This is a genomic window from Rhizobium sp. KNZ14-9A, from assembly GCF_056755015.1.
The window spans coordinates 521,795-547,989 of the sequence record NZ_JBPGXB010000002.1; the positions used below are offsets into that span (position 1 = coordinate 521,795).

A 26,195-nucleotide genomic window follows, 5' to 3' on the forward strand; every position below is an offset into this window, starting at 1 on the left:
AGCTTAAAGAAGATGCTGTATAAGGTGCGGCGTGGCCCATATGTTACATGCCGCATCTTGGATAAAAAAATCGGGTGTGATTTTTCACCTGTGGACACTGCCAAAAAAGCCAATGGGCAGAGTCTTTTACCTCCCCCGCTGAATTTGATTCCATAAGTGCTTTCCACAGCAGGCCAGGCCAAATTTCCGTGAAGGGGGCTGGCAGGGTGCAAGGGGCATTATACACTGATTTTAAATGATGATTCGAAGCGAATTGGTAAGCTCCGGGCAGGTTCACTGCGTTAGTCTGGCAGCGGTTCAGCGATCATCCCCAGTGGTTGTTTCCGGTATTGCGTGTGTCTCGTTTTGTGTTTTTCACGAAGTTAGGCCGCATTCATTCCGGTCAAGAAGGTGCTGCATGAGCCTTATGGAATTGGAAGTCGAACGCCAGTCGAACCCGGTCGACATGATCGAGTACGTGGCTTCAAACAATGACTGGGCCTTCGAGCGCTCCGGCGAAGACGAGATCGCGATGACGGTCGAAGGTCGCTGGGCCGACTATCACGTCTCCTTCTCGTGGATGGAGGAATTCGAAGCGCTGCATCTTGGCTGCGCCTTCGACATCAAGGTTCCCGAAATCAGGGTCAACGAGGTGGTGAAGCTGCTCTCGGCGATCAACGGCCAGGTGCTGATGGGTCATTTCGACCTGTGGCGCCAGGAAGATGTCGTCATCTTCCGCCAATCGCTGCTGCTTGCCGGCGGTGCCGAGCCCACGAACCGTCAGGTGGAAGTTCTGCTTTCCAGCGCGCTCGATACCTGCGAAGCTTATTTTCAAGCTTTCCAGTTCGTCGTCTGGTCCGGTATGGAAGCCAATAAGGCGATGGAAGCGGTCCTCTTTGAAACCGTCGGTGAGGCGTAAAACATGCCTGCGAATGCCTTTTCCGCTGCCAATCCGGTCGTTCTCATCGGTGCCGGCAATATGGGCGGAGCGATGCTTTCCGGCTGGCTGAAGAGCGGCGTTCCGGGTTCCGCCGTGGTCGTGGTCGATCCCGGCCCATCGCCGGCGATGCTGGCGACCATTGCCGATGCGGGTGCCTCCCATGTCACGGCCGCTCCCGCCGGTCTCAAGGCCGGGGTCCTGTTCCTTGCCGTGAAGCCGCAGGTAATGGAAGCCGTGCTTCCGGCGGTCAAAAGCGTGGTCGGGCCTCAGACGGTGGTGGTTTCGGTCGCTGCCGGCAAGACGCTCGCCTTCCTTGAAAAGCATCTCGGCGAGGCGGCCATGGTGCGCGCCATGCCGAACACGCCTGCCATGGTCGGGCGCGGTGTGACCGGCGCCTATGCCAATGCGCGTGTCAGCGCTGAACAGCGCGATGGCGTCAATGCTCTTCTTCGTGTGTCCGGCCCTGTCGAATGGGTGCCTTCCGAATCCGATATCGATTCGGTGACGGCGCTGTCGGGCAGCGGGCCTGCTTATGTGTTTTATCTCGTCGAATGTATGGCAGAAGCGGGCCGTAAACTTGGCCTGCAGGCGGACCTTGCCATGCGTCTTGCGCGGGAAACAGTCGCGGGGGCTGGTGAGCTGCTGCACCAGTCCCCCGACGACGCTGCGCGCCTGCGCCAGAATGTCACCTCTCCAGGCGGCACGACCGCGGCCGCACTTTCCGTATTGATGGCTGAAGATGGCATGCAGCCGTTGTTCGACGAGGCGCTTGCGGCTGCCCGCAAGCGCGCCGAAGAGCTCGCCGGCTGAGAAAGACTGTGATGGCTGAAGAGATCACTTTTGCTGATTTCGCGCGCGTGGATATCCGTATCGGGACCATCATCGAGGCAAATCCCTTTCCGGAAGCACGCAAGCCGGCGATCAAGCTGCTCATCGATTTCGGCTCCGAGATCGGCGTCAAGAAATCTTCGGCGCAGATCACGGTTCATTACTCGCCGGAACGGCTCGTCGGGCGACAAGTGCTCGCCGTCGTCAACTTTCCGCCGCGCCAGATTGGCCCGTTCCGCTCGGAAGTGCTGACACTCGGTTTTGCCGATGAGAAGGGTGATATCGTCCTTGCGGCTGTCGAGCGGCCGGTGCCGAACGGCCAGAAGCTGATGTAGGCCGGCCAGACCGGTCAGCTGCGTTTTGCTATTGCATAAATGATCTGGTCTTCGCCGAAGCGCGAAGCGCATTTGCGGTTGACCTCGGCAAGCAGGCTCAGTGGATCTCGCGCGAGAGCGGGTCGTTCAATGTGAAATCGTGGAAGACGGCTTCGAAGCCGGCGCGTTGCGGTGAGCAGAAGACGGGACCGACCAGCACCTCTTTGAAAGCGGGATCGAACCAGGCGAGGCGGGCCATGCGCCATTCGTCCATGGTGTCCGTGCTGTACTGAATGAACAGGGCGTCGCCGTTGCGGGTGGCGCGGACCGAGATGGCATCGAAGTCATGGCCGATGCGGAAGGCCGACCAGTCGGAATTGCCGTTGGTGACCACTGTGCTGAAATGCCTGGCCCCATCGGTATATTCGATGCCGCATTTCACCCAGTGCTTCTCGTCGGCACGGATCATCAGGCCGGCCTGATCGTAGAGCGCTTCATAATTGCCGGAGAAGGTGACCTCGGCGGTGAAGTCACCCTTGCGGCTTTCATGCAGAAAGTGGCCGTCGTCGCGGTGGAAGCCGTAATAGGTGCCCTGCCAGAAATCGGTCCTTTCGCCGGAGCGGACATGGAGCGCGCCGTCACGTTCCTCGAAGAATGGTGGCGGGTTCAGCCAGCTCATATGTTTCACGTTCAGATCTCCCGCAGGAAGGGGTTTTCACGGCGTTCGTCACCGATGCGGCTGCCCGGTCCATGGCCGCAGATGAAGCCGACATCGTCGCCGAGTGGCAGCACTTTGTCCCTGATGGAATCGAGAAGCTGGCGATGATTGCCACCGGGCAGGTCGGTACGGCCGATCGAGCCGTTGAAGAGTACATCGCCGAGATGGGCGAACTTCTGGGCGCGGTTGAAATAGATGACATGGCCCGGCGCATGGCCCGGCGTGTGATAGACTTCGAATTCGTGAGAGCCGAAGGAGATCTTGTCGCCATCCTTCAGCCAGCGGTCGGGCGTGACGTTCTGCAGGCCCTGTATGCCATATTTCTCGGCCTGGGTTTCTATGCGCTGCAGGAGCGGCAGGTCGTCCTCATGCGGGCCGACGATATCGACACCGAGCTTTTCCTTGAGCTCCTTGGCGCCGCCGGCGTGGTCCAGATGACCGTGGGTGAGCCAGATTTCCTTGATCTTGAAGCCCTGCTCTTCGATCACGCCCGAAATGACAGAGACGTCGCCGCCGGGATCGACGACCACGCCTTCCTTCGTATCGGGGTCGAAGAGAATGGTGCAGTTCTGCTGGAAGGGGGTTACCGGAATGATGCCGGCCTGGAGCATGCCCATGAATGCCTCGCTTCGCGTCTTTCAATTGCCTGTCTCTATAGGCGCAAACGCAGCCGAAGGCAGCCTGAATTTTCGGCCGGCTCACGCGAAAAAGACAGGCTGCAACAGGAATTTATCGGCTTGCGGAGAGCGGCGCTGCGCTGCCTACAAGTGAATTTTTGAAGCGATTTCAGATGCTTGCTTCGGCCTTCTTTATGCCATTCTTCAGCCGCGCCGGCCGCGGCGGAACAACCACGCAACCCGTGCGTTCTCAGCCCATCGCAACAAGGAGACCTAGAATGACCCTGAAGAGAAACCTTCTGCTGGCCGGCGCCTTTCTGGCTGCGAGTGCCGGCCTTGCTCAGGCGGAGATGGTGGCGACGTCCATCAACGACCTGAACATCCGCTCCGGGCCTGGCCCGCAATATCCCTCCGTCGGCCTTGCCACGCGCGGCTCGACTGCCGTGCTCGACGGCTGCATCGAAGGCAGCCGCTGGTGCCGGGTCGATGTAAACGGCGTGCGCGGCTGGGTCTATGCCGAATATCTGCAGGTTGATCAGGGCGGCTCGCCTGTCATCGTCGAGCAGCATCGCGATGATCTCGGCGTGCCTGTGGTGACCTATGAGACGACCTCCAGCGTCGTGCCGGCGGAGCCAATGCCCGCGCCCGGTGATGAGCTGATCGGTCCGGTCGGCTCGGTCGAGGCGATTACGCCGCCGGAGGAAGTCCGCACCTATATCGACACCACGCCGGGGCAGGCCGTGCGGCTTGGCGGTGATGTGGTCGTCGGTGCCGAAGTGCCCGCCGATGTGACATTCGAGACGATTCCGGATTACCAGTATCGCTATGTCCGCATCAACGATCGGCCGGTGCTGGTTGACCCGGGCACGCGCCGCATCGTCTATGTCTATCAATAAGCTCATGAGAAAGGCGGCCATGCTGCCGCCTTTCTCCTTTCCATGAAGGATCCGCAGAGCTCTCGCATGGGTTGTCAGAATTCTCTACTTCTCCTCGTAAACATGATAATATTCTAACATGCCATCCGGTGATGGCATAAGTCGGCGATCGGGGAGATCGCCAGAGGAGAAAATCATGGAAGCGCTACTTCCGCTCATCACACAACTGGTTGCAGGGGCAGTCGGCGGCAATGTCGCAAGCGCCGCGCTGAAACAGCAGGCGATCAATGTCGTTGCCCGCACGATTGCGGGCGCCATCGGCGGCATTGGCGGCGGCATGCTGCTCAGCATGGTCGGCGGGGAAGCAGCAATGACCGGGCTGATCGCTGACGGCATTGGCGGACTGATCGGCGGCGGCATCCTTTCGTCGGTCGCCGGGCTGGTTATGGCCAAGGCACGCTGAAGGTTCGGACGCTGGACAACGAAACGGTCGGCAAACGCACGCGCCTGGCCGGGTCGGCATGATCGGTGGATGGTTTATTCGGCGGCGATAGCGGCGGCCGAATAGATTCCTTCATGTAATCATTCATCAGCGTTTCGGCGATCGTCGCCGGCGTGACGCAATACGGGCCGATTTCAGACACGGGAGTAACGTCCGCTGTCGAACCGGTCTGGCAGCGCCCGGAGAAGCTGCTCAGCTCTTCCGGGAAGAAGGCCCGTTCGTCGACTTCAATGCCACGGCGTTTGGCGAGTTCAGTCACCGTCCGGTGAGTGATGCCGTTCAGGAAGCAATCCGGGGTCGGCGTGTGAATGACGCCATCCTCGACGAAGACGATATTGGCATCCTCGCCACGTTGATGCGGTTCGCCTGCGCGGAAACGCTCATCATCTCACTCCCGCGCGTCGTGCGATCGGCCGCACGTAAGCTTCAGAGAACTGAAGCCATCCTTGCCTCCTCCGGCGCGTTTGCGCCATGTCTGTTGATTGTTGTCCCCATTACGTTCTATCCACTGACGCAAGGGGAAATTGCGCGTTGCGTTGGAGATTTGCCGGGCGGGCTTTAGTTTCCGGGGAAAGAACAGTCCGCGGGGCCTGCAACGTTCGGGGAAGCTAGCGGCAACGCAAATTACGTCAATAAAGCTGACATATTTTGCGAAAGTTCCGCAAGGCTCACGCCAAGAGAGAGGAAATGCCGAGTGCCACGACAGACCAGCTCGAAAGCAGGCAAACCTGAGCCGCTGGCCACGCCGATGGAAGATGTCGGGATCATCGATTTCGAGATCATCGAGCTGTTCTTCTTCGCTTATCGCGACTTCGTATCCGATCCCGACGCCATTCTCGAAAAGAGCGGTTTTGGGCGGGCGCATCACCGCGTCGTGCACTTCGTCAACCGAAATCCGGGCATGACGGTCGCCGATCTGCTCGATACGCTGAAGATCACCAAGCAGAGCCTTGCAAGAGTGCTGAAACAACTGATCGATTCAGGCTATATTCGGCAGGTAGCAGGCCCGGAGGATCGCCGACAGCGCAAGCTCTATCCCACCAAATCGGGCAGGGAGTTGGCACTGGCGCTCGCCGAGCCGCAATCACGCCGTATTGAACGGGCATTCGAGGGAGCTACCTCGGAGGCGCGAGAGGGCGTAAAGGCATTCCTCAGAGGCATGCGAGACAGACAGAAGGCGGATTGAATGGCGGTCAAGACAGGCATTTCCGATGACGCGGCGCATCTTCTCGTCGTCGACGACGATACCCGTATCCGCGCGTTGCTGAACCGCTACCTGACGGAAAACGGTTTTCGCGTGACCATTGCTTCTGATGGGGCGGAGGCGCAGCGCAAGCTGGCAGGGCTCGATTTCGACCTCATCATCATGGACGTGATGATGCCGGGCGAATCCGGCATCGAGGTGACACGCGGGCTCAGGGCCGTGAAGAACGTGCCGATCATCATGCTGACGGCGCTTGCCGAATCCGACAGCCGTATTGCCGGGCTTGAAGCCGGCGCAGATGATTATCTTCCCAAGCCTTTCGATCCACGCGAACTCGTCCTGCGCGTCAACAATATCCTGCGGCGCAACAGCGGCGGCGATACCCCGAAGATCGAGCAGATCATGTTCGGGCCTTACACCTTCTCACTGACGCGCAAGGAATTGAAGAAGGCGGCTGAAGTGATCCGCCTGACGGACCGCGAGCAGGAAATCATGCTGCTTTTTGCCCGCCGGGCCGGCGACACGATCCCGCGGCACGAGCTCATCGGAGACGATGCGGAAGTCGGCGAACGTACCATCGACGTGCAGATCAACCGTCTGCGCCGCAAGATCGAGGATGATCCTGCCAATCCGGTCTGGCTGCAGACAGTGCGCGGTATCGGATACAGGCTGAGCATCGACTGAAACGACGGGTTCGGGACCGGCGCAAATGGTGACATTCGACAGCTTGCGGCGGGAAGACCGCTCTCCTGCACCCGGCTGGCGCTGGTTCGTGCGCTGGCTGCGCCGGCGATTGCCGACGGGCCTTTATACGCGTTCGCTGCTCATCATCATCATTCCGATGGTGCTTCTGCAGTCGGTCGTCGCAGCGGTCTTCATGGAACGTCATTGGCAGATGGTGACGGAGCGGCTGTCGCTCGCCGTGACCCGCGATATTGCTGCTATCATCGAGGTCATCGACACCTATCCGCAGGGTGATGATTACAGCGATATAACCCGCATTGCCCGCGACCAGCTCAACCTACAGATTTCAATCGAGCCGGATGGAGATCTGCCGCCGCCGCGTGAAAAGCCGTTCTTCTCGATCCTCGACGGCATTCTGAGCGACGAGATCACCGAAGAAATCCATCGGCCGTTCTGGATCGATACGGTCGGCAATTCCAACCTCATCGAGATCCGTATCAAGCTCGACAACCGCATCCTGCGTGTGATCACCAAACGCAGCCAGGCCTATGCATCGAACACGCATATTTTCATTCTCTGGATGGTCGGCGCGTCACTCGTGCTGATCGCCATCTCAATCCTGTTCCTGCGCGGCCAGATCCGGCCGATCCTCAATCTGGCGCGGGCGGCGGAAAATTTCGGCAAGGGACAGAAGGCCGATAGTTTCTATCCGCGCGGCGCTGACGAAGTTCGCCGGGCCGGCCTTGCTTTCATTCTCATGCGTGAGCGTATCGAGCGGCAGATGGAGCAGCGCACCGCGATGCTCTCAGGCGTCAGCCACGACCTCAGAACCATCCTGACGCGCTTCAAGCTGCAGCTGGCGCTCGCCGGGGACAACCCTGATCTTGCCGGGCTCAACGAAGACGTCAACGATATGCAGACCATGCTGGAGGCCTATATGGCCTTTGCCAAGGGTGAGGTGGAGGAGGATGTCGGCGAGCTGAAGCTCAGCGAGATCTTTGAGAAGCTCGAGATCGATTTCGAGCTGCATGGCAAGGTGTTGACCTATTCCATCGAGGGCGAGGATCATATCTCGGTGCGCCCCAATGCCTTCCTGCGGCTGGTGACCAATCTTGCCTCGAATGCAAGGCGCTATGCCGACACGCTCCATATCGAGGCCAAGCATGGCGCGAAGTGGCTGACGATTGTCTTCGATGACAATGGTCCCGGCATCCCGGAGAAGTACCGGGAGGATGTGTTCAAGCCGTTCTTCCGGCTGGATAGCGCACGTAATCTCGATGCTTCGGGCACCGGTCTCGGGCTTGCCATCGTGCGGGATATCGCCCGCAGCCACGGCGGCAATATCACGCTTGGCGACAGCCCGCTCGGTGGGCTGAGAGCGACTGTGCGTCTTCCGGCCTAGCTTTTTGCAGCCGGTTTGGGGGCGTCGAATTCATTCAGGTGAATGACGATCCAGCGCCAGAGCGAGACGACCTGGGTCAGCAGTTCGCGGCCGAGTGGCGTCAACTCGTATTCCACGCGCGGAGGCACCTGCGGATAGAGTGTGCGGATGACGAGGCCGTCGCTTTCGAGTGTGCGTAATGTCTGTGTCAGCACCTTCTGGCTGATATCCTCCACCCGCTCCAGCACCCTTGAAAACCGCAAGGGGCCATCGGCCTCAGAAAGCACATGCAGGACGCGCAGCGGCCATTTGGCGGCGGCGCGTTCCAGCATCTGCCGGGCGCGTGCATCCTGCTCGTCGCTCATATTGCGGCAGAAGTCGAAGATGTCGTCTCTCATTACAGTTACTTTCAGGTGTGTATAGATCTCCAAGGTACCTTCTTTCTAAAGGAAACAATAGATCTTAAATGGACAGGGAACCGAAAAGGAGTTTTCCATGTCGAAGGTTTGGTTGATTACAGGAAGTTCGCGTGGTCTCGGCCGGGCGCTCGCACAGGCCGTGCTTGAGGCCGGTGACAAGCTGGTCGCGACGGCGCGCAATCCGGGCCAGCTTGCCGATCTCGTCGAAGCGTATGGGCCACGCGTTCTGGCGCTGCCGCTCGACGTGACGGATGAGGCGGCAGCCGAGTCTGCGGTGAAGACTGCGGTCGAAACATTCGGCCAACTCGATGTGCTGGTCAACAATGCCGGCTACGGCAATGTCGCGCCGATCGAGGATACGAGCCTTGCGGAATTCAGGACGCAGATCGAGACCAATCTCTTTGGCACAATCATCATGACCAAGGCGGCGATCCCGGTGATGCGCGGGCAGGGGGCGGGCCACATCATTCAGTTCTCGTCCGTGGGCGGCAGGATCGGGCCTGTCGGGCGTGCGCCTTACGCGGCAGCGAAATGGGGTGTCGAGGGTTTTTCCGAAGTGCTTTCCAAGGAAGTCGGGCCGCTCGGCATCAAGGTGACGGTCATCGAGCCCGGCGGTTTCCGGACGGATTTTGCCGGTTCATCAACGGCGATCTACGGGGGACGTCCGGAATATGCCGCAACGGTCGGCGCCATGGCGGAATATCAGCGCAACTATAATGGCCGCCAACCAGGCGATCCGGCCAAGGCGGCCGCCGTGGCCCTGCACATTGCCTCGCTCGATACCCCACCACTGCGCCTGCTGCTCGGCAGCGACGCAGCCGCGGCCGTGGAGAAGGCGGATGCTGCGCGAATGGAAGCCGATCGCACCTGGCGTGTCGTCAGCCAGTCGACCGATTTTGAACAGGACGGAGGTGCCAAGCCCATGCCCTGGGAGAAGAAGGCCGGCTGAGGTGTGGACAAAAGAAAAGCGCCGCATTGTGGCGGCGCTTTTCGTCAGAATATCTTCAGCCTATCAGCTTGCGACGCAGAAGTGTTCGCGACCGTCATTGCCGACATAGGTGCCGCTCTGCGGATCGAAGCTGCGGTAGCGATAAGAGCAATAGCGCTGCCATTGAGCGCTCCAGGGTTCCGTGGCGCCGACTGGGCGACCATAGACAGGGCGGCCGTAGACCGGCTCGGAGTAGACCGGACGCGCGCGGTAAACCGGGGGCGGAGCATATTCCGGCTCATAGACCGGCGGGTCGATGTAGCGGCGCTCTTCATAGACCGGGCCATTATTGGCATTGGCGATGGCGGAGCCGACAATCAGGCCAGTGGCAAGGCCGACAGCACCACCGACCAGCGCATCGTTGCCGTGGTCGCGGCCGTGACGCCAGTAGCGATCGCCTGCAGAGGCTTCGCCGATGGCCGAAAGGGTGAGGGCGGCAGCGGTTGCGGTCAGAAGAATGGTCTTTGCAAGCCTGTTCATGGCGTAAAATCCCGGTATCAGGAACCGGAAGCGGTCCCTTCTCAATGGTTTTGAAACTAACGGCGTCATGCTGAATGGAGTCTGAACGACAAAACCCGGCATCGCTGCCGGGCTTCAACTCGAATTCCACGCCAATGCGAGGGTTCAGCCTGAAATCTGCAGATTGACGGCCTTCGGGCCCTTGCCGCGGCGATCCGGCTCCGTGTCGAAGCTTACTTTCTGGTTTTCCGTCAGACCGGCCAGACCGGAAGCCTGAACGGCAGAAATGTGAACGAAGATATCGGCGCCACCTTTGTCCGGCTTGATAAAGCCGAAGCCCTTGTCGGTATTGAAGAATTTTACAGTGCCAGTCTCGGCCATGCCTCAGGTCCTTTTGTCTCCGCCCGCCATCCACACGGGCAGCATTACGCTATTGCCTTCTTGCGAAGACGCTGGCAGGCAGATCTTGAAATGTGAGAAAAAGGTCCCCTCTACCTCCGCCGGTTCCAGACAGGACTTAACGCCTGCTGTTTTTTGGGACCGGCTGACCGGAATATTAGCGTTTCCGGCTCGCAAATTCTTAAGGACTTCCCATGCTCGCAAAATGCCCGAACGCGCGAAGATTGCTGCGTTTGAAGGATTTTGGCAAGCAAAAGTTTTTTAACGTGTCCCTAAGAACACACCCGCAAATATGACCTGTTTTCGCAAAAACGCAAAAAATCCTCCGTCGGGAGCAAATGATTAACGTTTTATATCGTCTGCAATATAAGTTCCGGGCAGATTTTACCAAAAATGCAACGCTAGCGCGTCTTAACACCTGCTAAAAAAAAATTTCAGATGGCACTAAACGCCCCACAAATGGACGCGTGTTCAGGCCGTTTGCGAACGTCGGCGGGTCATTTCGGGCACGAGCTCGACTACAAGCATAGCGATAAACATCAGCGCACAACCGATATAGCCGAGCGGCGGCATGCTCTCGCCCAAAAGAAGTGCAGCGAGCGTGGCACCGAACAGTGCTTCGGCGGACAGGAAGATCGCCGCCTGTGACGGCGTGGTGTAGCGCTGGGCGACGACCTGCAGCACGAAGGCGACGCCCGAGGAGAAGATGCCGACATAGAGGATTTCGGGTGCTGCCGCGCGGATATCTGACAGGCTGATCGGTTCGAAAATGGCCGCGATGATGAGCGCGCAGACTGCCGTGACCGCAAACTGGGCGCTGGACAGGGCAAGTGGCCGACCCGTTTCCCCAACCGTCGTTCCGGCAAGCGTGATCTGGACCGACCAGAAGATGGCACAGACGACAGTCAGCAGGTCGCCGATCGTAAGGGCCGAGAGTTGGCCGCCGGAGAGCAGGTAAATGCCTGACACGGCCATGATGGCGCCCGGCCAGATGATCCAGTGCGGCGAGCGGCGCAGGAAGAAGACGGCAATCAGCGGCACGAAGATCACATAGAGGCCGGTGATGAAGCTGGAATTGGTGACGGTCGTCGTCTGCAGGCCGACCTGCTGTGTCGACGCGCCGCCGAAGAGCGCCAGTCCGATCAAAAGATATAGACCGAGATGTCTGCGGCTGGTTGCGATCTTTGCCCTGCGGGCTTCGAAGAGCGTGAACGGCAGGGTGGCAAGTGCAGCGATGGCGAAGCGCAGGCCGATGAACCAGAAGGGACCGATCGCCTTCATTGCCGTCGACTGGGCGACGAAGCCTCCGCCCCAGATGGCGGCTGCAAGCAATAGAAGGAGGTTCGCCTGAATGCGCGTCATTTTCACCCTCGATGTTGGGGAAGCGTCTGGGAGTTATGTTCAGCGGGTTAGCAGTTGCATTTCTTTTCGGCAAGGATGAGGATTCCCCATATGGTTCGGAGGACATGCAGATGAGGGGGCAACTGATTGCCGTCGCGACAGCAGTCGTTCTGGCGGGGCTTGAGAGCGCTTCAGCCGAGGCTTCCTCGTCCGTCCGTCTGATTTCGCTCTTTGCCGATCTGCCGGAGTCCGTGCGGGCGGATATCGAGCCTGATGATGGCGACTGCCATATCGAAGAGCGGCGCCTTGCCTATGGCGACGCCTTCGAAGTCACTCAGGAGAAGGGGATGAGGCTGATCATCGTGCCCTGCGGCCCGGCCGGTGCCTACAACATGCCTTCCGCGATCTATGGCGGTCAGGGCAGCCAGATTTCTCGAACGGTCTTTCCGCTGAAGTTTTCAGAAACGACAGGCGATACGGGTTTCAACATCCGCTACGATGCGATGGAGAGGCGTTTCACTTCCTTCGTGAAGGGGCGTGGCATGGGCGATTGCGGCAGCTATTATGCGTGGCGCGTCGCAGAGCCTGAGAACACGGATTTCCTTGTTCTCGAGGAAGTGCGCATCAAGGAAGAGTGCGATGCAACGGCCGATGGCGGTCCGGCAACATGGCCGCTCGTGTGGAAGCGCCAATGACGGCAGGATATTCCGGCACGCCGCTCGCAAGGAAGCTGGGGCTCAAACCGGGACAGACGGCCTTGCTCATCAATGTTCCCGATGGGTTGGCCGAGATCAGCCGGTTCGAGGGTTTCGCTACGGTCGAACGAGTCTTTCCGAAGGCCCCCGATCGGCAATTCGATTATATCCACGTCTTCGAAACACATCGTGTGGCGTTGGAAGAGATGGCGGCGGCGTTATTCCGTGTGATCAGGCCCGATGGCATGGTCTGGATATCCTGGCCGAAGAAGAGCTCGAAGGTGGCGACAAGCATCACGGAGGACGCGTTGCGCGAGATTTTGCTGCCGACAGGCCTCGTCGACGTCAAGGTCTGCGCCGTCAACGAAACATGGTCAGGGCTGAAATTCATGATCCGCAAGGAATTGCGGAACTCGCTTTAGCCGGCCCGATCTGGGGCGCGGGAAACCCGAAGCAATTCGCCGTCATTCTCATCGGTCACCATCAGCAATGCGCCATCGGGGGCGACGATCACATCGCGGATGCGGCCGTAATCGCCTTCGAACATGCGCTCTTCGGCAGTGAAGGCGCCGCTTGCATCCCGCTGCATGCGCGACAACAACTGGAACTTCAGGGCGGCGACGATGAAATTGCCGTTCCATTCCGGAAACATCTTGCCACGATAGACGACGAGAGCGCCTGGGGCGATCGACGGATCCCAATAGTGCAGGGGCTGCTCCAGGCCTTCCTTGGCGGTGCCTTCGCCGATCTTGGCGCCGGAATAGTCGCGGCCATAGGTGATGATGGGCCAGCCGTAATTCTTGCCGGGTTCAGGATTGTTGATCTCGTCGCCGCCGCGTGCGCCATGCTCGACGGTGTAGAGCTTGCCGTCGGCACTGTCGAAGGTGATGCCCTGCGGATTGCGATGGCCCTTGGACCAGATTTCCGGCAGGGCTTTGCTGCTATCCTTGAAGGGATTGTCGGCGGGAATGCTGCCATCGGCATTGAGGTGGACTATGGAGCCGGCGTCATCCTTCCAGTCCTGCGAGCGGTCGCGGTCACCGCGGTCGCCGACGCTGATGAACAGTGAGCCGTCGGGGGCGATCGCGATACGTGAGCCGTACTGGATGTTCCCGCGGGTAAAGTGCCGCATGGTGAAAATGGGCGTGACGTTTTTGAGGCTCTTTTCATCTGACGATAGTGTGGCGCTGAAAACCTCGGTGCCGGAGCCTCGGTCGCTGGCAGTTGCGGCGGTCAGGTAGAGCTTTCGGCTGGTGGCGAAATCCGGGGCAAGCGCGACATCCATTAAGCCGCCCTGGCCGCGGGCGCTCACCTTTGGCACGCCATCGATCGGATCGGAAACCTTGCCGTCGCGGATGATGCGCAGCCGCCCCGGGCGCTCCGTGACGATATAGCCGCCATCAGGCAGGACCTCGACTGCCCAGGGATGCTCCAGCCCTTCGGCGAGTTTCTCGACACGAACCGAAACTTCCTGCGTCCTGACGATGTCTCCAATCTGGGCAAGGGCTGGACCTGCAAAAGCAGCGGCTCCTGCCAGCAGCGCGACGAAACGGAAAGTCGAAATGGCGTCCATCATAATCCCCCGTCGTCAGTTTAAGGGGAAGGTGGCGCGGGGCATGGTGCGCTTCAACCGTAGTCGGCGCTCCATAACGGTTTTGTGTTCTCGGATTGAATGAGAGCAGGTCAGTTGATCACGCGGGGAGGGAAACGGGTATCGAAATCGGCCTGTTGCAATTCCGCGCTCATTATCCGCTGTGTGATGTAGTAGCCGGTGCGCTTTGCTTCAGCTTTCAGGAAAAGTCCGCAGCCGATCAGCGCCATGCCGTAGAAGGCGAGGCAAACGATACCGACGGCGACCAGTTTCTCGACGATCGAAAGCCCGGGGAGACGGGGTCTTAGCGGTGCAGGCGGTGCCTCGTGGGCAGACGCGGCGGCCATTGCCAGCTCCATGTAGGTCGGCAGCGGCTCGAACGTGTCCGCTTCCTCGGTCCAGCTGGAACGCTGCGGCTTAGCGGGCATCGCTCCGGCCTCCCCAGATGACAAGGCCCTTAATGCGACGCAGCCAGATGGCGAGCCCGTTTGCGGCGACCAACGCGGCGAAAAGCACTGCTACGCCATCGGCAATCTTTTGGTCGGCATAGGAAGCGTGGAGCGAACTGGAAGCCATGGCCGGTCCTGCTTCGGCGACTGAAAAGAGGCCGAACGCCGCGACGACACAGCCTGCAAACGCGATGACCGCCACCATCAGCGACAGAGAAACCCGGCTTGCGCGCAGACGTCCCGCTGCGTGCTCGTCTTCCAGAAACATGGCATACCCTCAATAACCAATGTCGGATGGTGATAGAGTAGCGGTTTGATCTCGGCGCTCTCACGACCGAATTGCGGCATGCCGCGGCATTTGTTGCGGCTTATTCGTGGCAAATGGTAAACGGGCGATAACCTTGATTTTAAGGAATAAAACAGGGACGACTTCAGAAACTGATTCAACTTCCTGTGAGCCTGGATCCGCCCCTTGCGGCGTCTCTTCGAAGCTTGGTTCAAAATTCCAGAGGCAGGTGCGGCAATCGATCAATAAGAATCATTGCCGCCATCACGCCTTTGCGCTTGAAATGATGTCACACATTGGACATAGAGCTTAGCGCAGAACTCCGGTCCCGGCCTTCTGCCCGTTTCAACCTTGTAGGACCGATATCATGGCCTTCCTTGCCGATGCCCTTTCCCGCGTGAAGCCTTCAGCCACCATCGCCGTTTCTCAGAAAGCGCGCGAGCTGAAAGCCAAAGGACGCGACGTCATCGGTCTCGGCGCAGGCGAGCCCGATTTCGATACGCCGGAGAATATCAAGATAGCCGCCATCGACGCGATCAATCGCGGCGAGACGAAATACACGCCGGTGTCCGGTATCCCCGAGCTACGCAAGGCGATCGCCGCCAAATTCAAGCGCGAGAACGGTCTGGAATATTCCTGGGAGCAGACGATCGTCGGCACCGGCGGCAAGCAGATCCTGTTCAACGCCTTCATGGCGACGCTGAACCCCGGCGATGAAGTCGTCATCCCTGCGCCTTACTGGGTGTCCTATCCCGAGATGGTGGCGCTCTGCGGCGGCACACCAGTTTTCGTTTCGGCCACCCAGGAGCATAATTTCAAGCTCCAGCCTGCCGATCTCGAAAAGGCGATCACGCCGAAGACCAAGTGGTTCATCTTCAATTCGCCGTCCAACCCGACGGGCGCTGCCTATACGCATGACGAGCTGAGGGCGCTGACGGACGTGCTGATGAAGCATCCGCATGTCTGGGTACTTACGGACGACATGTACGAGCACCTGACCTATGGTGACTTCAAATTCGTCACGCCCGTCGAAGTCGAGCCGAAGCTCTACGACCGCACGCTGACGATGAACGGCGTCTCCAAGGCCTATGCGATGACCGGCTGGCGTATTGGTTATGCGGCAGGCCCGATCCAGCTGATCAAGGCTATGGACATGATCCAGGGGCAGCAGACATCGGGTGCGACCTCGATTGCCCAGTGGGCGGCTGTCGAAGCGCTGAACGGCACGCAGGACTTCATCCCAGAGAACAAGAAGATCTTCGAAGGCCGCCGTGATCTCGTTGTTTCCATGCTGAACCAGGCCAGGGGCATCGTCTGCCCGGTGCCGGAAGGCGCCTTCTACGTCTATCCGTCCTGCGCCGGGCTTATCGGCAAGACAGCCCCGTCCGGCAAAGTCATCGAGACGGACGAGGATTTCGTTTCCGAACTCCTGGAATCGGAAGGCGTTGCCGTCGTTCACGGCTCTGCCTTCGGCCTCGGCCCGAACTTCCGTATCTCCTATGCGACCTCGGAAGAGCTTCTGGAAGAAGCGTGCCGCCGCATCCAGCGCTTCTGCGGCGCCTGCAAGTAATCATCGGCTATCAGCCGCATTAAAAAAGTCCGCCAGAGATGGCGGGCTTTTTGTTTGTCTGATGTTCTGATTTAACGCGCTGCAAAAATGATTCCGCTCGTCGCGTTAAGTCGCTGATTTCAGATTCAAAGTCCGATCGCCGTCAGCATGATGAAGGTGGCGAAGAGGATGAAATGGGTCATGCCTTCGATGGCATTCGTCTCGCCGTCATTGAGGTTGATGGCGGCGGCAATCAGCGTGATCGCCACCATGACCGTCTGAACCGGCGACATGGCCATGATGAAGGGCTGGCCGGTATAGAGCGCGATGGCTTCCATGACCGGTACCGTGAGGATGACCGTCGAGAGAGACGCGCCCATGGCGATGTTGACGGTTGCCTGCATACGGTTGCGGAGCGCCGCCCTCAAGGCCGTCAAAATTTCCGGTGCGGCGGAGATGGCGGCAACCACGATGGCAGTCACGGCAACAGGAGCGCCGGTATCGCGCAGGCCTTCGCTCATGAAGCCTGACATGAATTCGGCAAGCGCGCCGATGATGATGACGCCGATGAGGATGATGGTGATCGAGGTTGCGACCGATCCCTCTCCTTCATGTTCCTCGGGATGTTCCTTCTGCCGTTCCGAGCGCGGATAGCTGTAGGAGAAGAAGTAGCTGTGCTGGCCGACCTGCATGCGCAGGAAAAGGCCGTAGAGCGCGATCATGGCTATGATGGTGAAGCCGGAATAATAGTGCCACTTGTCGGCGGGCACGAATTCCGGGACGATCATCGAGATGCCCATGGCGGTCAGGATCATCACGCCATAGGTCTTTCCGGAATTGTCGTTATAGGGCTGCTCGCCATGTTTCAGGCCACCGAGCAGGGCAGCAAGGCCGAGGATGCCGTTGATATCGAGCATGAGAGCCGAATAGATCGTGTCGCGCACAAGCGTCGGCGACGTTTCCTCGCCGCTCATCATGATGCCAAGGATGATGACTTCGACAGCGACGGCCGAGAGCGTCAGGATCATCGTGCCGTAGGGGTCGCCAACCTTGACGGCCAGCAGTTCCGCGTGATGGGCGACGCGCATGGAGGCGAGCACGATGGTTGCAATCAGCGCGGCGGCGGCGAGAAGCGCCATGCCTCGGCCGGCCTCCGTGACCGAATGTTCCAGCAAGTAGGTGATGACCGCGACAATGACCGCCACGATCAGGAATTTTTCTTCCTTAAGATGCAATGCCATTTCTACCACCAGCGCCGATTTTGATTCCCTCGGGGAATCTAAGCCGGTGATTTTTCTATGCAAGCAGACTCCCCACTGATGAAATTTGCAGTCTGTGACGATTAATGAAATACTGCTTTTCATACGGCAGCCGGAACCCAGATCGCGGCGTCCTGGAAATCTTCTCAAGCGGCCCGCGCTGAACCGGACATGATCCGGGAGCCTACGGATGCGCAACGAGAAGAAGAGGAGACACATGCATGGTCAAGGTGGTCTACGAAGTCGTACCGCATGACGGCGGCTGGGCCTACAAGCTTGGAGACGTCTATTCCGAGGCATTTCCGACCCACTCCGAAGCGCTCGAAGCAGCCCGTATCGTTGCGGCCGAGCAGCAGGTTGGCGGTGATTCCGCCGAGATCAGCTGGCAGGATGCGCAGGGCAAGTGGCACGAGGAATATGCCGAGGGTGGCGATCGTCCCGAGACCGAGGTCGTGGACGGCTTTACCAAGGGCCGTTCGCCTGAGGTTTCCCCAGAGCCCTGATCTCCAGCCGATTTCCCGAAATCCTTCAGCGCGTCGTCAGGCGCGCGTTTCCCTGCATGACTTGATATAGTTCAGCAGACCCTTGACCAGCGCGTCGAAGGCGACACGGCAGCGCGGCGAGGTCTTGAGGCTTTCGTGCATGACGACCCATGTGCCGAGCTGGATTTCGAATTCATCTGCCAGAATGTGAACGAGATCGGAATTGGGACGGCCCAGCCCGGTCTGACAGATGCCGATTCCCACACCGGCGCGAATGGCCGTGTAGTGCGCCAGATGATTGCTGGTTCGGAAGGTGGCGGTGAGTTCATCCACGGCCGGGTAGAGCTTTCGCATCATGCGGATATAGGCTGTCTGCCTGTCGAAGCCGATGATGCGATGACCGGCAAGCTCGGCGAGGGTTTGCGGTGTGCCGTGGCGTTCCAAATAGCGGCGATGCGCGTGAAAACCGAGCGGGATATCGCCGATGCGCCGCACCAGAAGTGCATCCTGCTGCGGTTCGGCCATACGCACAGCAATATCCGCCTCCCGGTTCATGAGATCTTCCAGCGCATCCGATGCCGAAAGCTCCACCTGCAAGCCCGGATAGGCTTCCTGCAGATCGGCGATGATTGGCGGCAGCACTTCGACGCCGATGACCTCGCTGGCGCTGATGCGCACGGTGCCTTCCACTTTGTCGCGCTGGCTGGATGCCGTGCGCAGGAAGGCGGCGGCCGTCGTTGCCAGTGTTTCGGCATAGGGTTGGAGGTCGAGCGCCACATCGGTCGGCAGCAGGCCATTCGAAGAGCGGATAAAAAGCTCCGCACCGACAGCCTCCTCGAGCGCGGCGATATGGCGGCCGATTGTCGGCTGCGTCAGCCCCAGTTCACGCGCGGCCGCCGAGAGCGACCCCTGGCGCAGCACGGTGAGGAAGGAGCGATAGAAATCCCAGCTTGGCTCGGTGCTCATATAATTATGTATAGCGACGGAACTTATTTCGTCAATTTTGTTTATCCCGGATCGAAGGCATAGTCGTCTCATCGAACAAGGAGACGATCATGAGCAGCGAATATCAGGACAAGAAACTGGCGCTGGTTCTCGGCGCCACAGGCGGCGTCGGCGGTGCGGTCGCCCGCAAGCTGCAGTCACGCGGCTGGAAGGTCAGAGCGCTCAACCGCAACGCCGCGAAAGCATCCGCGAGCGGGCAGGGTTTCGACTGGTTACAGGGAGACGCGATGAATGCGGCGGATGTGCGCAAGGCGGCCGAAGGCGCAAGCCTGATCGTGCATGCGGTCAATCCGCCCGGTTATCGCGATTGGGCGAAGCTGGTTCTGCCGATGCTGGATAATACGATTGCCGCAGCTCGTGCCGTCGGCGCCCGCATCGTGCTGCCAGGCACCGTCTATAATTTCGGGCCGGATGCGTTTCCTGTTGTGACGGAGGATAGTCCGCAGCACCCGGTGACGAAGAAGGGCAAGATCCGCGTCGAGATGGAGAAGCGCCTGAAGGCTGCTTCCGAGAGTGGCACCGGCGTCATCATCGTCCGCGCCGGCGACTTCTTCGGGCCGGGCGCTACCAGCAATAGCTGGTTCTCCGCTGCTTTTGCCACGCCGGGCAAACCTGTTGGTACGATCAAGAATCCGGCTAGGCCGGGCATCGGTCACCAATGGGCCTATCTGCCCGATGTCGCCGAGACGATGGTGCAGCTCGTCGAGCGTGCCGAGCGCCTTCCGGCTTTCGCCTGCTATCACATGAACGGTTTCTGGGATGGCGATGGCCGGCAAATGGCGGAGGCGGTCCGGCGTGTTGCCGGCGGTGCGGCGAAGATCGGTCGCTTTCCCTGGTTCATCGTGCCGTTGCTCGCTCCCTTCATGACGGTGATGCATGAACTGAAGGAGATGCGCTACCTCTGGAAGGTGACGCTGCGCATGAGGAACGACAAGCTGGTCGCCGAACTCGGAACCGAGCCGCACACGCCGATAGACGAGGCAGTGTGGGCCTCGCTCATTGCACAGGGCTCCCTGTCGGAGCCGAATGGAGCAACGACCACGGCACCTCTCTCTCATGTCGGGAAGGCGGGTTAGGCCAGTTCAGCGAGCGCGATGCGGGCGACAGTCAGAGGCTTTTCTGCCGACACGTGGTCATCATCTTCGAGGAACCAGGCGGCGGAAAGACCGGAATAGGCGGCTATCCATTTGAGCAGGCGGGTCGGCTCGATATCGGCCTCCTTGGAGACGATCGCAAGCTGACGCTTCAGACGAGCGGGATCCGTTATCGTCGGCAGGTCTTCATTGGCGAAAATATTGGCAAAGTCAAAGCCACGTTCGCCCCAGAGACGCTTGGGATCGATCGCCAACCAGCCCCGTTCGCCGAAGTCGAGGATATTGCGGTGGTGAATGTCGCCGTGAAGAATGCTGAACTGCTGTGGCTCGGCCAGCAAAGCGCTCGCCGTTTTCCAGCAGTCGGCAAAGGTGGCGCCATGGGTGAGGGCGACCGGCTCCAGATCGCGGAACCAGCGCTTTAGCGGTGTGGAGTCATGGAGAGGAGTAGGGCGGGGCGCGTGCAGCTTTGCCGCCGTGCGCACCATGATGCGGCTTGCCTCGTCGTCCTCGCCGTTCATTGCCATGTGCAGCAGCGAGCGTTTATCCGTCGCGCGCTCCAGCAGAACTGCATCATCTTCCTGGGCATAGACACGGGCAGCGCCATCGCCGTCCCACCACTTCATCAACAGCGCGCCTTCGCGTTCGCTGCTGTGGGTCGCGACTTTCAGCATGGCCGGCTTGTTTTGCCAGATGACCGGCAGGAGGTGGCTTGAATGGGTGATGATGGGTTCGCCGTCAGCAGTCAGCGACCAGCGTTCGAGATAGGGAGAGAACATCGGCGCAAGCTAGCGGCAATAGCCTGAAATGGAAACCCTGCCGGATGGCGGGATTTCTGTTTGTCCAAGACGATCAGGCGACCTTTTCCAGGGCCGGATAATCGACATAGCCCTTTGCGCTGCCGCCGTAGAAGGTAGACTGGTCCGGCGGGTTGAGTGGCAGGTTCTTTTCCAGCCGTTCGACGAGATCGGGATTGGAGATGAAAGGTTTGCCGAAGGCGACGAGATCGGCCGTGCCGTTTTCGACGGCTTCGATCGCCATATCTCTGATATAGCCATTGTTGACCATCCAGGCAGCCTTGCCACCAGCCTTCTCATAGGCGGCGCGCAGCGCCTTGTAATTGAAAGACGGGTTGTCGCCCTGGCGATAGTCGCGCTCGCCACCGGTCTGGCCTTCTACGACATGGATATAGGTAAGGTCGTACTTGGCGAGACCTTCAACGACATGCGTGAAGAGCGCCTGCGGATTGGAATCGTAGGACTCACCCGACGGCGTGACCGGCGAAATGCGGATTGCGGTACGGCGAGCGCCGATTTCCTTGGTTACGGCCTCGACCACCTGGAAGGTGAACCGCGTGCGGTTTTCGATCGAGCCGCCATATTCGTCGGTGCGGTCGTTGACGCCGTCGCGCATGAACTGGTCGAGCAGATAGCCGTTGGCGCCGTGGATTTCGACACCGTCGAAGCCGGCATCGATCGCAGCGCGGGCAGCCTTGCGATAATCCTCGATGATGCCCGGAATTTCGGAGGCTTCGAGCGCGCGAGGCTCGGACGTATCGGCAAAGGCGCCGCTACCGTCAGCGTTGACCAGATAGGTCTTTGCCTTGGCGATACGGTTGGTCGAGGACACCGGCTTGCCGCCGTTCGGCTGCAGCGTCGTGTGGGAGATGCGACCGACATGCCACATCTGCACGATGATCTTGCCGCCTTTGGCATGAACGGCGTCCGTCACGCGCTTCCAGCCATCAAGGGCTTCCTTGCTATAAAGGCCGGGAACGTTGGCATAGCCCTGGCCCTGATGCGTGATGGCGGTCGCTTCCGTGATGATGAGGCCGGCCGTGGCGCGCTGGCGATAATATTCGACGTTGAGGTCGTTCGGGACTGCGCCCGGAGAACGGTTACGCGTGAGCGGCGCCATGACGATATGGTTCTTGAGCGCGATATCGCCGATCTGAGTCGGCTGGAAAAGCTTGGCCATGGAAGGTCCTTTCTGCTTGGGGGATCACTCGGCAGCAGCGGGGGCAGTCTGCGCCCGGCCGGAGAGATAGGTGAGCGCCGTAGCGGCAAGGCCGATCAGGGCCATGGCGGCTGCGGCGAGGGGAACGCGATTAAGATCGAGGCCGGCATCGATGACCATGCCGCCGACCCAGGCGCCAAGGGCATTGCCGGTGTTGAAGGCGCCGATATTGATAGTCGAGACCAGGTTCGGGGCCTCCTTGCCGAAACCGACGACGCCGACCTGCAGGGCGGGAACCGCGGCGAAAGTGGCGGCGGCCCACAGGAAGAGGGTGATTTCGGCGGGGATGAAGAAGCGGCTCGTATAGAAGAAGATCGCTGAAGTCAGTGCGATCGCCGCGAAGATGGCGGCAAGGGCTGTGCCGAGGCGCCAGTCGGCGAGCTTGCCGCCGATCAGGTTTCCGACCGTCAGACCGACCCCGATCAGGAACAGGGTCCAGGTGACGCCTTCCGGCGAGATGCCCGTCACGTCGCGCAGCAGCGGAGCGATGTAGGTGAAGAGCGTGAACATCGAGGCCGAGAAGAAGACGGTAACCGAGAGCGCCATCCAGAGGCGGCCATTCCGCAAGGCGGCGATCTCACGCAGAATGCTGCTCTGCTCTTCCTGCTTATCCCTGGGCAGGATGGCGATCAGGCCGGCAATGGTGACGATGCCGATGGCGGTAACGACCCAGAAGGTGGAGCGCCAGCCGAAGGCCTGGCCGATGGCGGTGCCGAGCGGCACGCCGAGCACGTTTGCGAGCGTCAGGCCGGTAAACATCAAGGCGACGGCGCGTGCCTTGCGGTCTTCGCTGACGAGATTGGCGGCGACGACCGAGCCGATGCCGAAGAAGGCGCCGTGGCAGAGGGCGGTGACGATGCGTGCCACCATCAGCACCCAATAATTCGGAGCGATGGCGCAGAGCAGGTTGCCGGCAATGAAGAAGGCCATCAGCATGATGAGTGCCGAGCGGCGCTTCAGCTTGGCGGTCGAGACCGCCATGATGGGGGCACCGAGCGCGACGGCCAGCGCATAACCCGTAACCAGCCAGCCGGCCTCAGGGATCGTGACAGAGAGGTCGGCTGCGACTTCGGGCAGAAGGCCCATGATGACGAATTCGGTGGTGCCTATCGCAAATGAGCTCAAGGCAAGAACGAGCAGGGCAAGGGGCATGATTAAAGATCCTGCGTTAGCTGCTGGAGGAAGGCAGCGATCGTTTCTTCGTTACGCTTGTAGAAGATCCACTGGCCGACGCGCTTGCTGGTGACGAGGCCGGCGCGGTGAAGCGTGCCGAGATGGGCGGAAACTGTGGATTGGGAAAGGCCGCAGCGTTCGAACTGGCTGGCGCAGACGCCCATTTCAAACGGGTGTTCCTGCGTCGGGAAGTGCTCTTCCGGATTCTTCAACCAGTTGAGGATGTCCATCCGGGCAGGGTTGGCCAATGCCTTGAGAATCTCGTCTTTGTCCATCGTCGTTCATCGAAGTATAAATCGGATTTTCCCGATATATGGATCGGTGATTTTCGATATGCAAATCACGGAGGCGTGAGCTGACGGTTTTTCCGGCTTGCTTAAGTTTTAAGCAAAAAAAGAGGGCCACCGGAAAACCAGGGCCCTTTTAAGTGTGAAGGTCAAAAACCTCCAGAGGGGAACAGCCAACGCGGTGGCACTGGGAGAGAAGCCACCAAATGCATCAGCTATGAGCGATATGGTGGTTCTTTGTGCAGCTTTCAATACATTTTTGTGCATGTCTGCTATGCACTGCACAAATTTTTCCGCATTGCGGTATCTACCGACAAAAATTCGGGCAAAAAAAGAGGGCCACCGGAAAACCAGGGCCCTTATAAGTGTGAAGGTCAAAAACCTCCAGAGGGGAACAGCTAATGCGGTGGAACTGGGAGGAAAAGCCACCGTGTGCATCAGCTATGTGCGATATGGTGCTTTAATGAGCAAACAACAACCCTTTTTTGTGCATGTCAGTCATGCGTGGGTTGCATGATTTGAAATTCGTTCCATAAAAATGGAAATCAGAAGTTCCAGTTGCGGGCCTTGCTGACGATGAAATCGCGGAAGGCTTTCAGCTTGGCGGCGTTCTTGATCTCGTCCGGATAGCAGAAATAGGTATCGAAGGAGGGGACGTCGGCATTGATTGCCAGCTGGATCAGACCGGGGTCGCGACCGACGATATAATCCGGCAGGCAGGCGATGCCGATGCCGAGCAGGCAGGCCCGCTTGATCGAGGTCTGGCTGTTGATCTGCAGATGCGGAATGCGCTTGTTGTCCGACGAGCGACCGGCGATTTCCAGCCAGTTGACGTCGAGCAGGTAGTTCGGCGCAGGCTCCCCGAAAGTGATGATGCGGTGATTGTCGAGATCCTCGATCGTCTGCGGCTCGCCGTGGCGGTTGATGTAGGAGGGGGCCGCATAGACGTGCATATGCACGGTGAAGAGCTTACGCTGGATGAGGTCCGACTGCTGCGGCTGGCGAAGGCGGATAGCGCAATCGGCATGGCGCATGTTCACATCCACTTCCTCGTTGTCGAGGATGAGCTGGATCTGCACATCGGGATAGAGCTGCAGGAATTCCTGGATCTTGTCGGTCAGCCATCCCTGGCCGAGGCCGACTGTCGTGGTGACGCGCAGCTTGCCGGACGGCGTTTCCGTCGTCTCGGTCAGTTGCATCTTCACGGTTTCGAGCTTCAGCAGCACATCATGGGCGGTGCGGTAAAGCAGTTCGCCCTGTTCGGTCAGGATCAGGCCGCGTGCGTGGCGGTGGAAGAGCTTGGTGCCCACATCCTGCTCGAGCGCGCTGACCTGACGGCTGATGGCCGACTGGGACAGATGCAGCTTGTCAGCCGCATGCGTAAACGATCCGGCTTCGGCAGCTGCGTGGAAAATACGCAGCTTGTCCCAGTCCAATGGCATTCCCCCGCCCCTCATGCCACTGTTACTCCGCTGCTACGGCAACGGGCATGTGGCCCGTCAGATAACGTTCTGCCTCGAGGGCGGCCATGCATCCCATGCCTGCGGCGGTGACCGCCTGGCGGAACGTATCGTCCGTCACGTCGCCTGCGGCATAGACTCCCTCCAGGCTGGTCGCAGTCGAATCCGGTGCGGTCCAGAGATAGCCACTGTCCTTCAGCTTCAGCTTGCCCTTGAAAAGTTCGGTTGCCGGCGCGTGACCGATCGCCACGAAGACGCCGTCAACGACGACATCGGTGATGGCGCCGGTGCGGGTGTCGCGCAGGCGAGCACCGGAAACGGACGGCGGCATTGGGGGCTTTGCCGGCGTGCCCGTGATTTCGGCGACTTCGGTATTCCAGAAAATCTTGACGTTCTCCTTGGAGAAGAGACGTTCCTGCAGGATTTTTTCTGCACGGAAGCTGTCGCGGCGGTGCACGACGGTGACCGACTTCGCGATGTTCGACAGATAGAGCGCTTCTTCGACGGCGCTGTTGCCGCCGCCGACCACGATCACATCCTTGTTGCGGTAGAAAAATCCGTCGCAGGTGGCGCAGGCAGACACGCCAAAGCCCTGGAAATGCTGCTCGCTTTCGATGCCGAGCCACTTGGCCTTGGCGCCGGTCGCAATAACAAGCGTATCGGCAGTCCAGACCTGGCCGCTATCGGTGCGGGCAACGAAGGGGCGCTGGTTGAGGTCGACTTCGGTCACGAGGTCGTTGACGATCTCGGCGCCGACATGCTGAGCCTGCTGCAGCATCTGGTCCATCAGCCAGGGGCCCTGGATAGGATCGGCAAAGCCCGGATAGTTCTCGACATCGGTGGTGATCATGAGCTGGCCGCCCTGTTCCAGACCGGCGATCAAAACCGGTTTTAGCATGGCGCGCGCGGCATAGACCGCTGCCGTATAGCCGGCAGGTCCGGAACCGATAATGAGCACCTTTGTATGGCGGGCAGACATGGAATTTCCTTTCGACTGGCAGGATGCGGCGGCTAAGAGGCGAATAAGGCCGTTTCGCGATCCCTTCGCCATTTATGAACGACCAATGCTTTTATTCAAGGGCAGCCTTGCATTACCAACAAGGCAAATGCAGGCGCTGTGCAAGATTCCGTCATCTGACTGAAACTTTCTTGCGTATTCCGTCGCTTTATATAGAAGCTGCCCGCGGGGAATTAAAGAAAGGCC

At 59.6% G+C, this 26,195-nt stretch carries 34 protein-coding genes and 1 pseudogene; 17 read left to right on the forward strand and 18 right to left on the reverse strand.

The window, feature by feature from the left end; genetic code table 11:
* Window positions 1-397: 397 nt before the first annotated feature.
* The 3 genes from ACR9ZQ_RS08640 to ACR9ZQ_RS08650 are packed head-to-tail and all read left to right on the forward strand — an operon-like array spanning window position 398 to window position 2,082.
* Complete coding sequence (locus ACR9ZQ_RS08640; RefSeq protein ID WP_113323648.1) at window positions 398-898, forward strand: type III secretion system chaperone family protein; 501 nt, start codon at window positions 398-400, stop codon at window positions 896-898.
* Between the two features lie 3 nt (window positions 899-901).
* Complete coding sequence (proC, locus tag ACR9ZQ_RS08645; RefSeq protein WP_481427550.1) at window positions 902-1,729, forward strand: pyrroline-5-carboxylate reductase; 828 nt, start codon at window positions 902-904, stop codon at window positions 1,727-1,729.
* Between the two features lie 11 nt (window positions 1,730-1,740).
* Window positions 1,741-2,082, forward strand: a complete 342-nt coding sequence (locus tag ACR9ZQ_RS08650) for a tRNA-binding protein (protein ID WP_439016043.1) — start codon at window positions 1,741-1,743, stop codon at window positions 2,080-2,082.
* Window positions 2,083-2,179: 97 nt separating this feature from the next.
* Here the strand turns inward: ACR9ZQ_RS08650 and ACR9ZQ_RS08655 are convergent, their stop codons facing one another.
* Window positions 2,180-2,740, reverse strand: coding sequence for a DUF1349 domain-containing protein (locus ACR9ZQ_RS08655; RefSeq protein WP_481429287.1), 561 nt, complete (start codon window positions 2,738-2,740; stop codon window positions 2,180-2,182).
* Between the two features lie 11 nt (window positions 2,741-2,751).
* On the reverse strand, window positions 2,752-3,396 hold the full coding sequence (locus tag ACR9ZQ_RS08660; protein ID WP_310386993.1) for an MBL fold metallo-hydrolase: 645 nt from the start codon (window positions 3,394-3,396) through the stop codon (window positions 2,752-2,754).
* A gap of 278 nt (window positions 3,397-3,674) precedes the next feature.
* Between ACR9ZQ_RS08660 and ACR9ZQ_RS08665 the strand changes: the two genes are divergently transcribed.
* Both ACR9ZQ_RS08665 and ACR9ZQ_RS08670 read left to right on the forward strand, forming a co-directional pair.
* Window positions 3,675-4,292 (forward strand): DUF1236 domain-containing protein, encoded by a 618-nt coding sequence (locus tag ACR9ZQ_RS08665; RefSeq protein ID WP_113323653.1) that lies wholly within the window; start codon window positions 3,675-3,677, stop codon window positions 4,290-4,292.
* Between the two features lie 175 nt (window positions 4,293-4,467).
* The gene (locus ACR9ZQ_RS08670; RefSeq protein WP_113323654.1) at window positions 4,468-4,734 is read left to right on the forward strand and encodes a hypothetical protein; all 267 of its coding nucleotides are present in this window, start codon (window positions 4,468-4,470) and stop codon (window positions 4,732-4,734) included.
* A 106-nt stretch (window positions 4,735-4,840) separates the two neighbouring features.
* Here ACR9ZQ_RS08670 and ACR9ZQ_RS08675 read toward each other — a convergent pair.
* A pseudogene (locus tag ACR9ZQ_RS08675) lies at window positions 4,841-5,113 on the reverse strand (aminotransferase class IV); the annotation flags it as partial.
* Between ACR9ZQ_RS08675 and ACR9ZQ_RS08680 the strand changes: the two are divergent.
* The 4 genes from ACR9ZQ_RS08680 to ACR9ZQ_RS08695 all read left to right on the forward strand — a co-directional run bounded on the left by ACR9ZQ_RS08680 (window position 5,078) and on the right by ACR9ZQ_RS08695 (window position 8,063).
* Window positions 5,078-5,335 (forward strand): hypothetical protein, encoded by a 258-nt coding sequence (locus ACR9ZQ_RS08680; RefSeq protein ID WP_481427551.1) that lies wholly within the window; start codon window positions 5,078-5,080, stop codon window positions 5,333-5,335. The pseudogene ACR9ZQ_RS08675 and the gene ACR9ZQ_RS08680 sit on opposite strands and share 36 nt — an antisense overlap.
* A 132-nt stretch (window positions 5,336-5,467) precedes the next feature.
* Window positions 5,468-5,959 (forward strand): MarR family winged helix-turn-helix transcriptional regulator, encoded by a 492-nt coding sequence (locus tag ACR9ZQ_RS08685; protein ID WP_310386998.1) that lies wholly within the window; start codon window positions 5,468-5,470, stop codon window positions 5,957-5,959.
* On the forward strand, window positions 5,960-6,661 hold the full coding sequence (locus tag ACR9ZQ_RS08690) for a response regulator (RefSeq protein ID WP_007824352.1): 702 nt from the start codon (window positions 5,960-5,962) through the stop codon (window positions 6,659-6,661).
* 25 nt (window positions 6,662-6,686) lie between these two features.
* Complete coding sequence (locus tag ACR9ZQ_RS08695) at window positions 6,687-8,063, forward strand: ATP-binding protein (protein ID WP_481427552.1); 1,377 nt, start codon at window positions 6,687-6,689, stop codon at window positions 8,061-8,063.
* On the opposite strand, the gene ACR9ZQ_RS08700 is transcribed toward ACR9ZQ_RS08695, so the two are convergent.
* Complete coding sequence (locus ACR9ZQ_RS08700; protein ID WP_442206972.1) at window positions 8,060-8,440, reverse strand: winged helix-turn-helix transcriptional regulator; 381 nt, start codon at window positions 8,438-8,440, stop codon at window positions 8,060-8,062. The genes ACR9ZQ_RS08695 and ACR9ZQ_RS08700 overlap by 4 nt on opposite strands.
* Window positions 8,441-8,537: 97 nt before the next feature.
* On the opposite strand from ACR9ZQ_RS08700, the gene ACR9ZQ_RS08705 reads away from it, so the two are divergent.
* Complete coding sequence (locus tag ACR9ZQ_RS08705; RefSeq protein WP_481427553.1) at window positions 8,538-9,410, forward strand: oxidoreductase; 873 nt, start codon at window positions 8,538-8,540, stop codon at window positions 9,408-9,410.
* A 63-nt stretch (window positions 9,411-9,473) separates the two neighbouring features.
* On the opposite strand, the gene ACR9ZQ_RS08710 is transcribed toward ACR9ZQ_RS08705, so the two are convergent.
* The 3 genes from ACR9ZQ_RS08710 to ACR9ZQ_RS08720 all read right to left on the reverse strand — a co-directional run bounded on the left by ACR9ZQ_RS08710 (window position 9,474) and on the right by ACR9ZQ_RS08720 (window position 11,669).
* Window positions 9,474-9,929 (reverse strand): BA14K family protein, encoded by a 456-nt coding sequence (locus tag ACR9ZQ_RS08710; RefSeq protein WP_481427554.1) that lies wholly within the window; start codon window positions 9,927-9,929, stop codon window positions 9,474-9,476.
* 144 nt (window positions 9,930-10,073) lie between these two features.
* Window positions 10,074-10,289, reverse strand: a complete 216-nt coding sequence (locus ACR9ZQ_RS08715) for a cold-shock protein (RefSeq protein ID WP_007824341.1) — start codon at window positions 10,287-10,289, stop codon at window positions 10,074-10,076.
* 489 nt (window positions 10,290-10,778) lie between these two features.
* Window positions 10,779-11,669 carry a DMT family transporter gene (locus tag ACR9ZQ_RS08720; protein ID WP_481427555.1) on the reverse strand — a complete coding sequence of 297 codons (891 nt, stop codon included), beginning with the start codon at window positions 11,667-11,669 and terminating at the stop codon, window positions 10,779-10,781.
* Between the two features lie 110 nt (window positions 11,670-11,779).
* Between ACR9ZQ_RS08720 and ACR9ZQ_RS08725 the strand changes: the two genes are divergently transcribed.
* Complete coding sequence (locus tag ACR9ZQ_RS08725; RefSeq protein WP_481427556.1) at window positions 11,780-12,343, forward strand: DUF1176 domain-containing protein; 564 nt, start codon at window positions 11,780-11,782, stop codon at window positions 12,341-12,343.
* A complete protein-coding gene (locus ACR9ZQ_RS08730; protein WP_442206968.1) occupies window positions 12,316-12,765 on the forward strand; it encodes a hypothetical protein in 450 nt (149 codons plus the stop codon). Before ACR9ZQ_RS08725 ends, ACR9ZQ_RS08730 begins: the two co-directional genes overlap by 28 nt.
* Here the strand turns inward: ACR9ZQ_RS08730 and ACR9ZQ_RS08735 are convergent.
* The 3 genes from ACR9ZQ_RS08735 to ACR9ZQ_RS08745 form a co-directional block, all read right to left on the reverse strand.
* Window positions 12,762-13,916: a PQQ-dependent sugar dehydrogenase gene (locus ACR9ZQ_RS08735; protein WP_481427557.1), complete on the reverse strand. Its 1,155-nt coding sequence runs from the start codon at window positions 13,914-13,916 to the stop codon at window positions 12,762-12,764. The two genes, ACR9ZQ_RS08730 and ACR9ZQ_RS08735, sit on opposite strands and share 4 nt — an antisense overlap.
* Before the next feature lie 110 nt (window positions 13,917-14,026).
* Window positions 14,027-14,362 carry a sortase gene (locus tag ACR9ZQ_RS08740; RefSeq protein WP_113322079.1) on the reverse strand — a complete coding sequence of 112 codons (336 nt, stop codon included), beginning with the start codon at window positions 14,360-14,362 and terminating at the stop codon, window positions 14,027-14,029.
* Entirely contained in the window at window positions 14,352-14,651 is a 300-nt protein-coding gene (locus ACR9ZQ_RS08745) for a hypothetical protein (RefSeq protein WP_481427558.1), read from the reverse strand. The genes ACR9ZQ_RS08740 and ACR9ZQ_RS08745 overlap by 11 nt, the downstream gene beginning before the upstream one ends.
* Window positions 14,652-15,036: 385 nt before the next feature.
* Between ACR9ZQ_RS08745 and ACR9ZQ_RS08750 the strand changes: the two genes are divergently transcribed.
* Complete coding sequence (locus ACR9ZQ_RS08750) at window positions 15,037-16,239, forward strand: pyridoxal phosphate-dependent aminotransferase (protein WP_481427559.1); 1,203 nt, start codon at window positions 15,037-15,039, stop codon at window positions 16,237-16,239.
* A gap of 125 nt (window positions 16,240-16,364) precedes the next feature.
* Here ACR9ZQ_RS08750 and ACR9ZQ_RS08755 read toward each other — a convergent pair whose 3' ends face one another.
* Entirely contained in the window at window positions 16,365-17,459 is a 1,095-nt protein-coding gene (locus tag ACR9ZQ_RS08755) for a calcium:cation antiporter (protein WP_481427560.1), read from the reverse strand.
* Window positions 17,460-17,698: 239 nt separating this feature from the next.
* Here ACR9ZQ_RS08755 and ACR9ZQ_RS08760 point away from each other — a divergent pair, with 239 nt between their 5' ends.
* Window positions 17,699-17,980, forward strand: a complete 282-nt coding sequence (locus ACR9ZQ_RS08760) for a DUF2188 domain-containing protein (protein WP_132653681.1) — start codon at window positions 17,699-17,701, stop codon at window positions 17,978-17,980.
* A 36-nt stretch (window positions 17,981-18,016) separates the two neighbouring features.
* On the opposite strand, the gene ACR9ZQ_RS08765 is transcribed toward ACR9ZQ_RS08760, so the two are convergent.
* Window positions 18,017-18,925: a LysR family transcriptional regulator gene (locus ACR9ZQ_RS08765; protein ID WP_439016027.1), complete on the reverse strand. Its 909-nt coding sequence runs from the start codon at window positions 18,923-18,925 to the stop codon at window positions 18,017-18,019.
* An 89-nt stretch (window positions 18,926-19,014) separates the two neighbouring features.
* On the opposite strand from ACR9ZQ_RS08765, the gene ACR9ZQ_RS08770 reads away from it, so the two are divergent.
* Window positions 19,015-20,040: an NAD(P)H-binding protein gene (locus ACR9ZQ_RS08770; RefSeq protein ID WP_481427561.1), complete on the forward strand. Its 1,026-nt coding sequence runs from the start codon at window positions 19,015-19,017 to the stop codon at window positions 20,038-20,040.
* On the opposite strand, the gene ACR9ZQ_RS08775 is transcribed toward ACR9ZQ_RS08770, so the two are convergent.
* The 4 genes from ACR9ZQ_RS08775 to ACR9ZQ_RS08790 all read right to left on the reverse strand — a co-directional run bounded on the left by ACR9ZQ_RS08775 (window position 20,037) and on the right by ACR9ZQ_RS08790 (window position 23,519).
* Window positions 20,037-20,834 carry an aminoglycoside phosphotransferase family protein gene (locus ACR9ZQ_RS08775; protein WP_481427562.1) on the reverse strand — a complete coding sequence of 266 codons (798 nt, stop codon included), beginning with the start codon at window positions 20,832-20,834 and terminating at the stop codon, window positions 20,037-20,039. The genes ACR9ZQ_RS08770 and ACR9ZQ_RS08775 overlap by 4 nt on opposite strands.
* Window positions 20,835-20,907: 73 nt before the next feature.
* Entirely contained in the window at window positions 20,908-22,032 is a 1,125-nt protein-coding gene (locus tag ACR9ZQ_RS08780; RefSeq protein ID WP_439016023.1) for an alkene reductase, read from the reverse strand.
* Window positions 22,033-22,056: 24 nt separating this feature from the next.
* Entirely contained in the window at window positions 22,057-23,223 is a 1,167-nt protein-coding gene (locus ACR9ZQ_RS08785; RefSeq protein ID WP_481427563.1) for an MFS transporter, read from the reverse strand.
* Window positions 23,224-23,225: 2 nt separating this feature from the next.
* The gene (locus ACR9ZQ_RS08790) at window positions 23,226-23,519 is read right to left on the reverse strand and encodes an ArsR/SmtB family transcription factor (protein ID WP_113325116.1); all 294 of its coding nucleotides are present in this window, start codon (window positions 23,517-23,519) and stop codon (window positions 23,226-23,228) included.
* Window positions 23,520-23,673: 154 nt separating this feature from the next.
* On the opposite strand from ACR9ZQ_RS08790, the gene ACR9ZQ_RS08795 reads away from it, so the two are divergent.
* Window positions 23,674-24,048, forward strand: a complete 375-nt coding sequence (locus ACR9ZQ_RS08795; protein ID WP_477920056.1) for a hypothetical protein — start codon at window positions 23,674-23,676, stop codon at window positions 24,046-24,048.
* A gap of 28 nt (window positions 24,049-24,076) precedes the next feature.
* Here the strand turns inward: ACR9ZQ_RS08795 and ACR9ZQ_RS08800 are convergent, their stop codons facing one another.
* Window positions 24,077-24,973 carry a LysR family transcriptional regulator VtlR gene (locus ACR9ZQ_RS08800; RefSeq protein WP_112543602.1) on the reverse strand — a complete coding sequence of 299 codons (897 nt, stop codon included), beginning with the start codon at window positions 24,971-24,973 and terminating at the stop codon, window positions 24,077-24,079.
* Window positions 24,974-24,995: 22 nt separating this feature from the next.
* Window positions 24,996-25,970: a thioredoxin-disulfide reductase gene (gene trxB / locus ACR9ZQ_RS08805; RefSeq protein ID WP_481427564.1), complete on the reverse strand. Its 975-nt coding sequence runs from the start codon at window positions 25,968-25,970 to the stop codon at window positions 24,996-24,998.
* Between trxB and ACR9ZQ_RS08810 the strand changes: the two genes are divergently transcribed.
* Window positions 25,969-26,133, forward strand: coding sequence for a hypothetical protein (locus tag ACR9ZQ_RS08810; protein WP_310387043.1), 165 nt, complete (start codon window positions 25,969-25,971; stop codon window positions 26,131-26,133). The genes trxB and ACR9ZQ_RS08810 overlap by 2 nt on opposite strands.
* The last annotated feature ends 62 nt before the right edge of the window (window positions 26,134-26,195 follow it).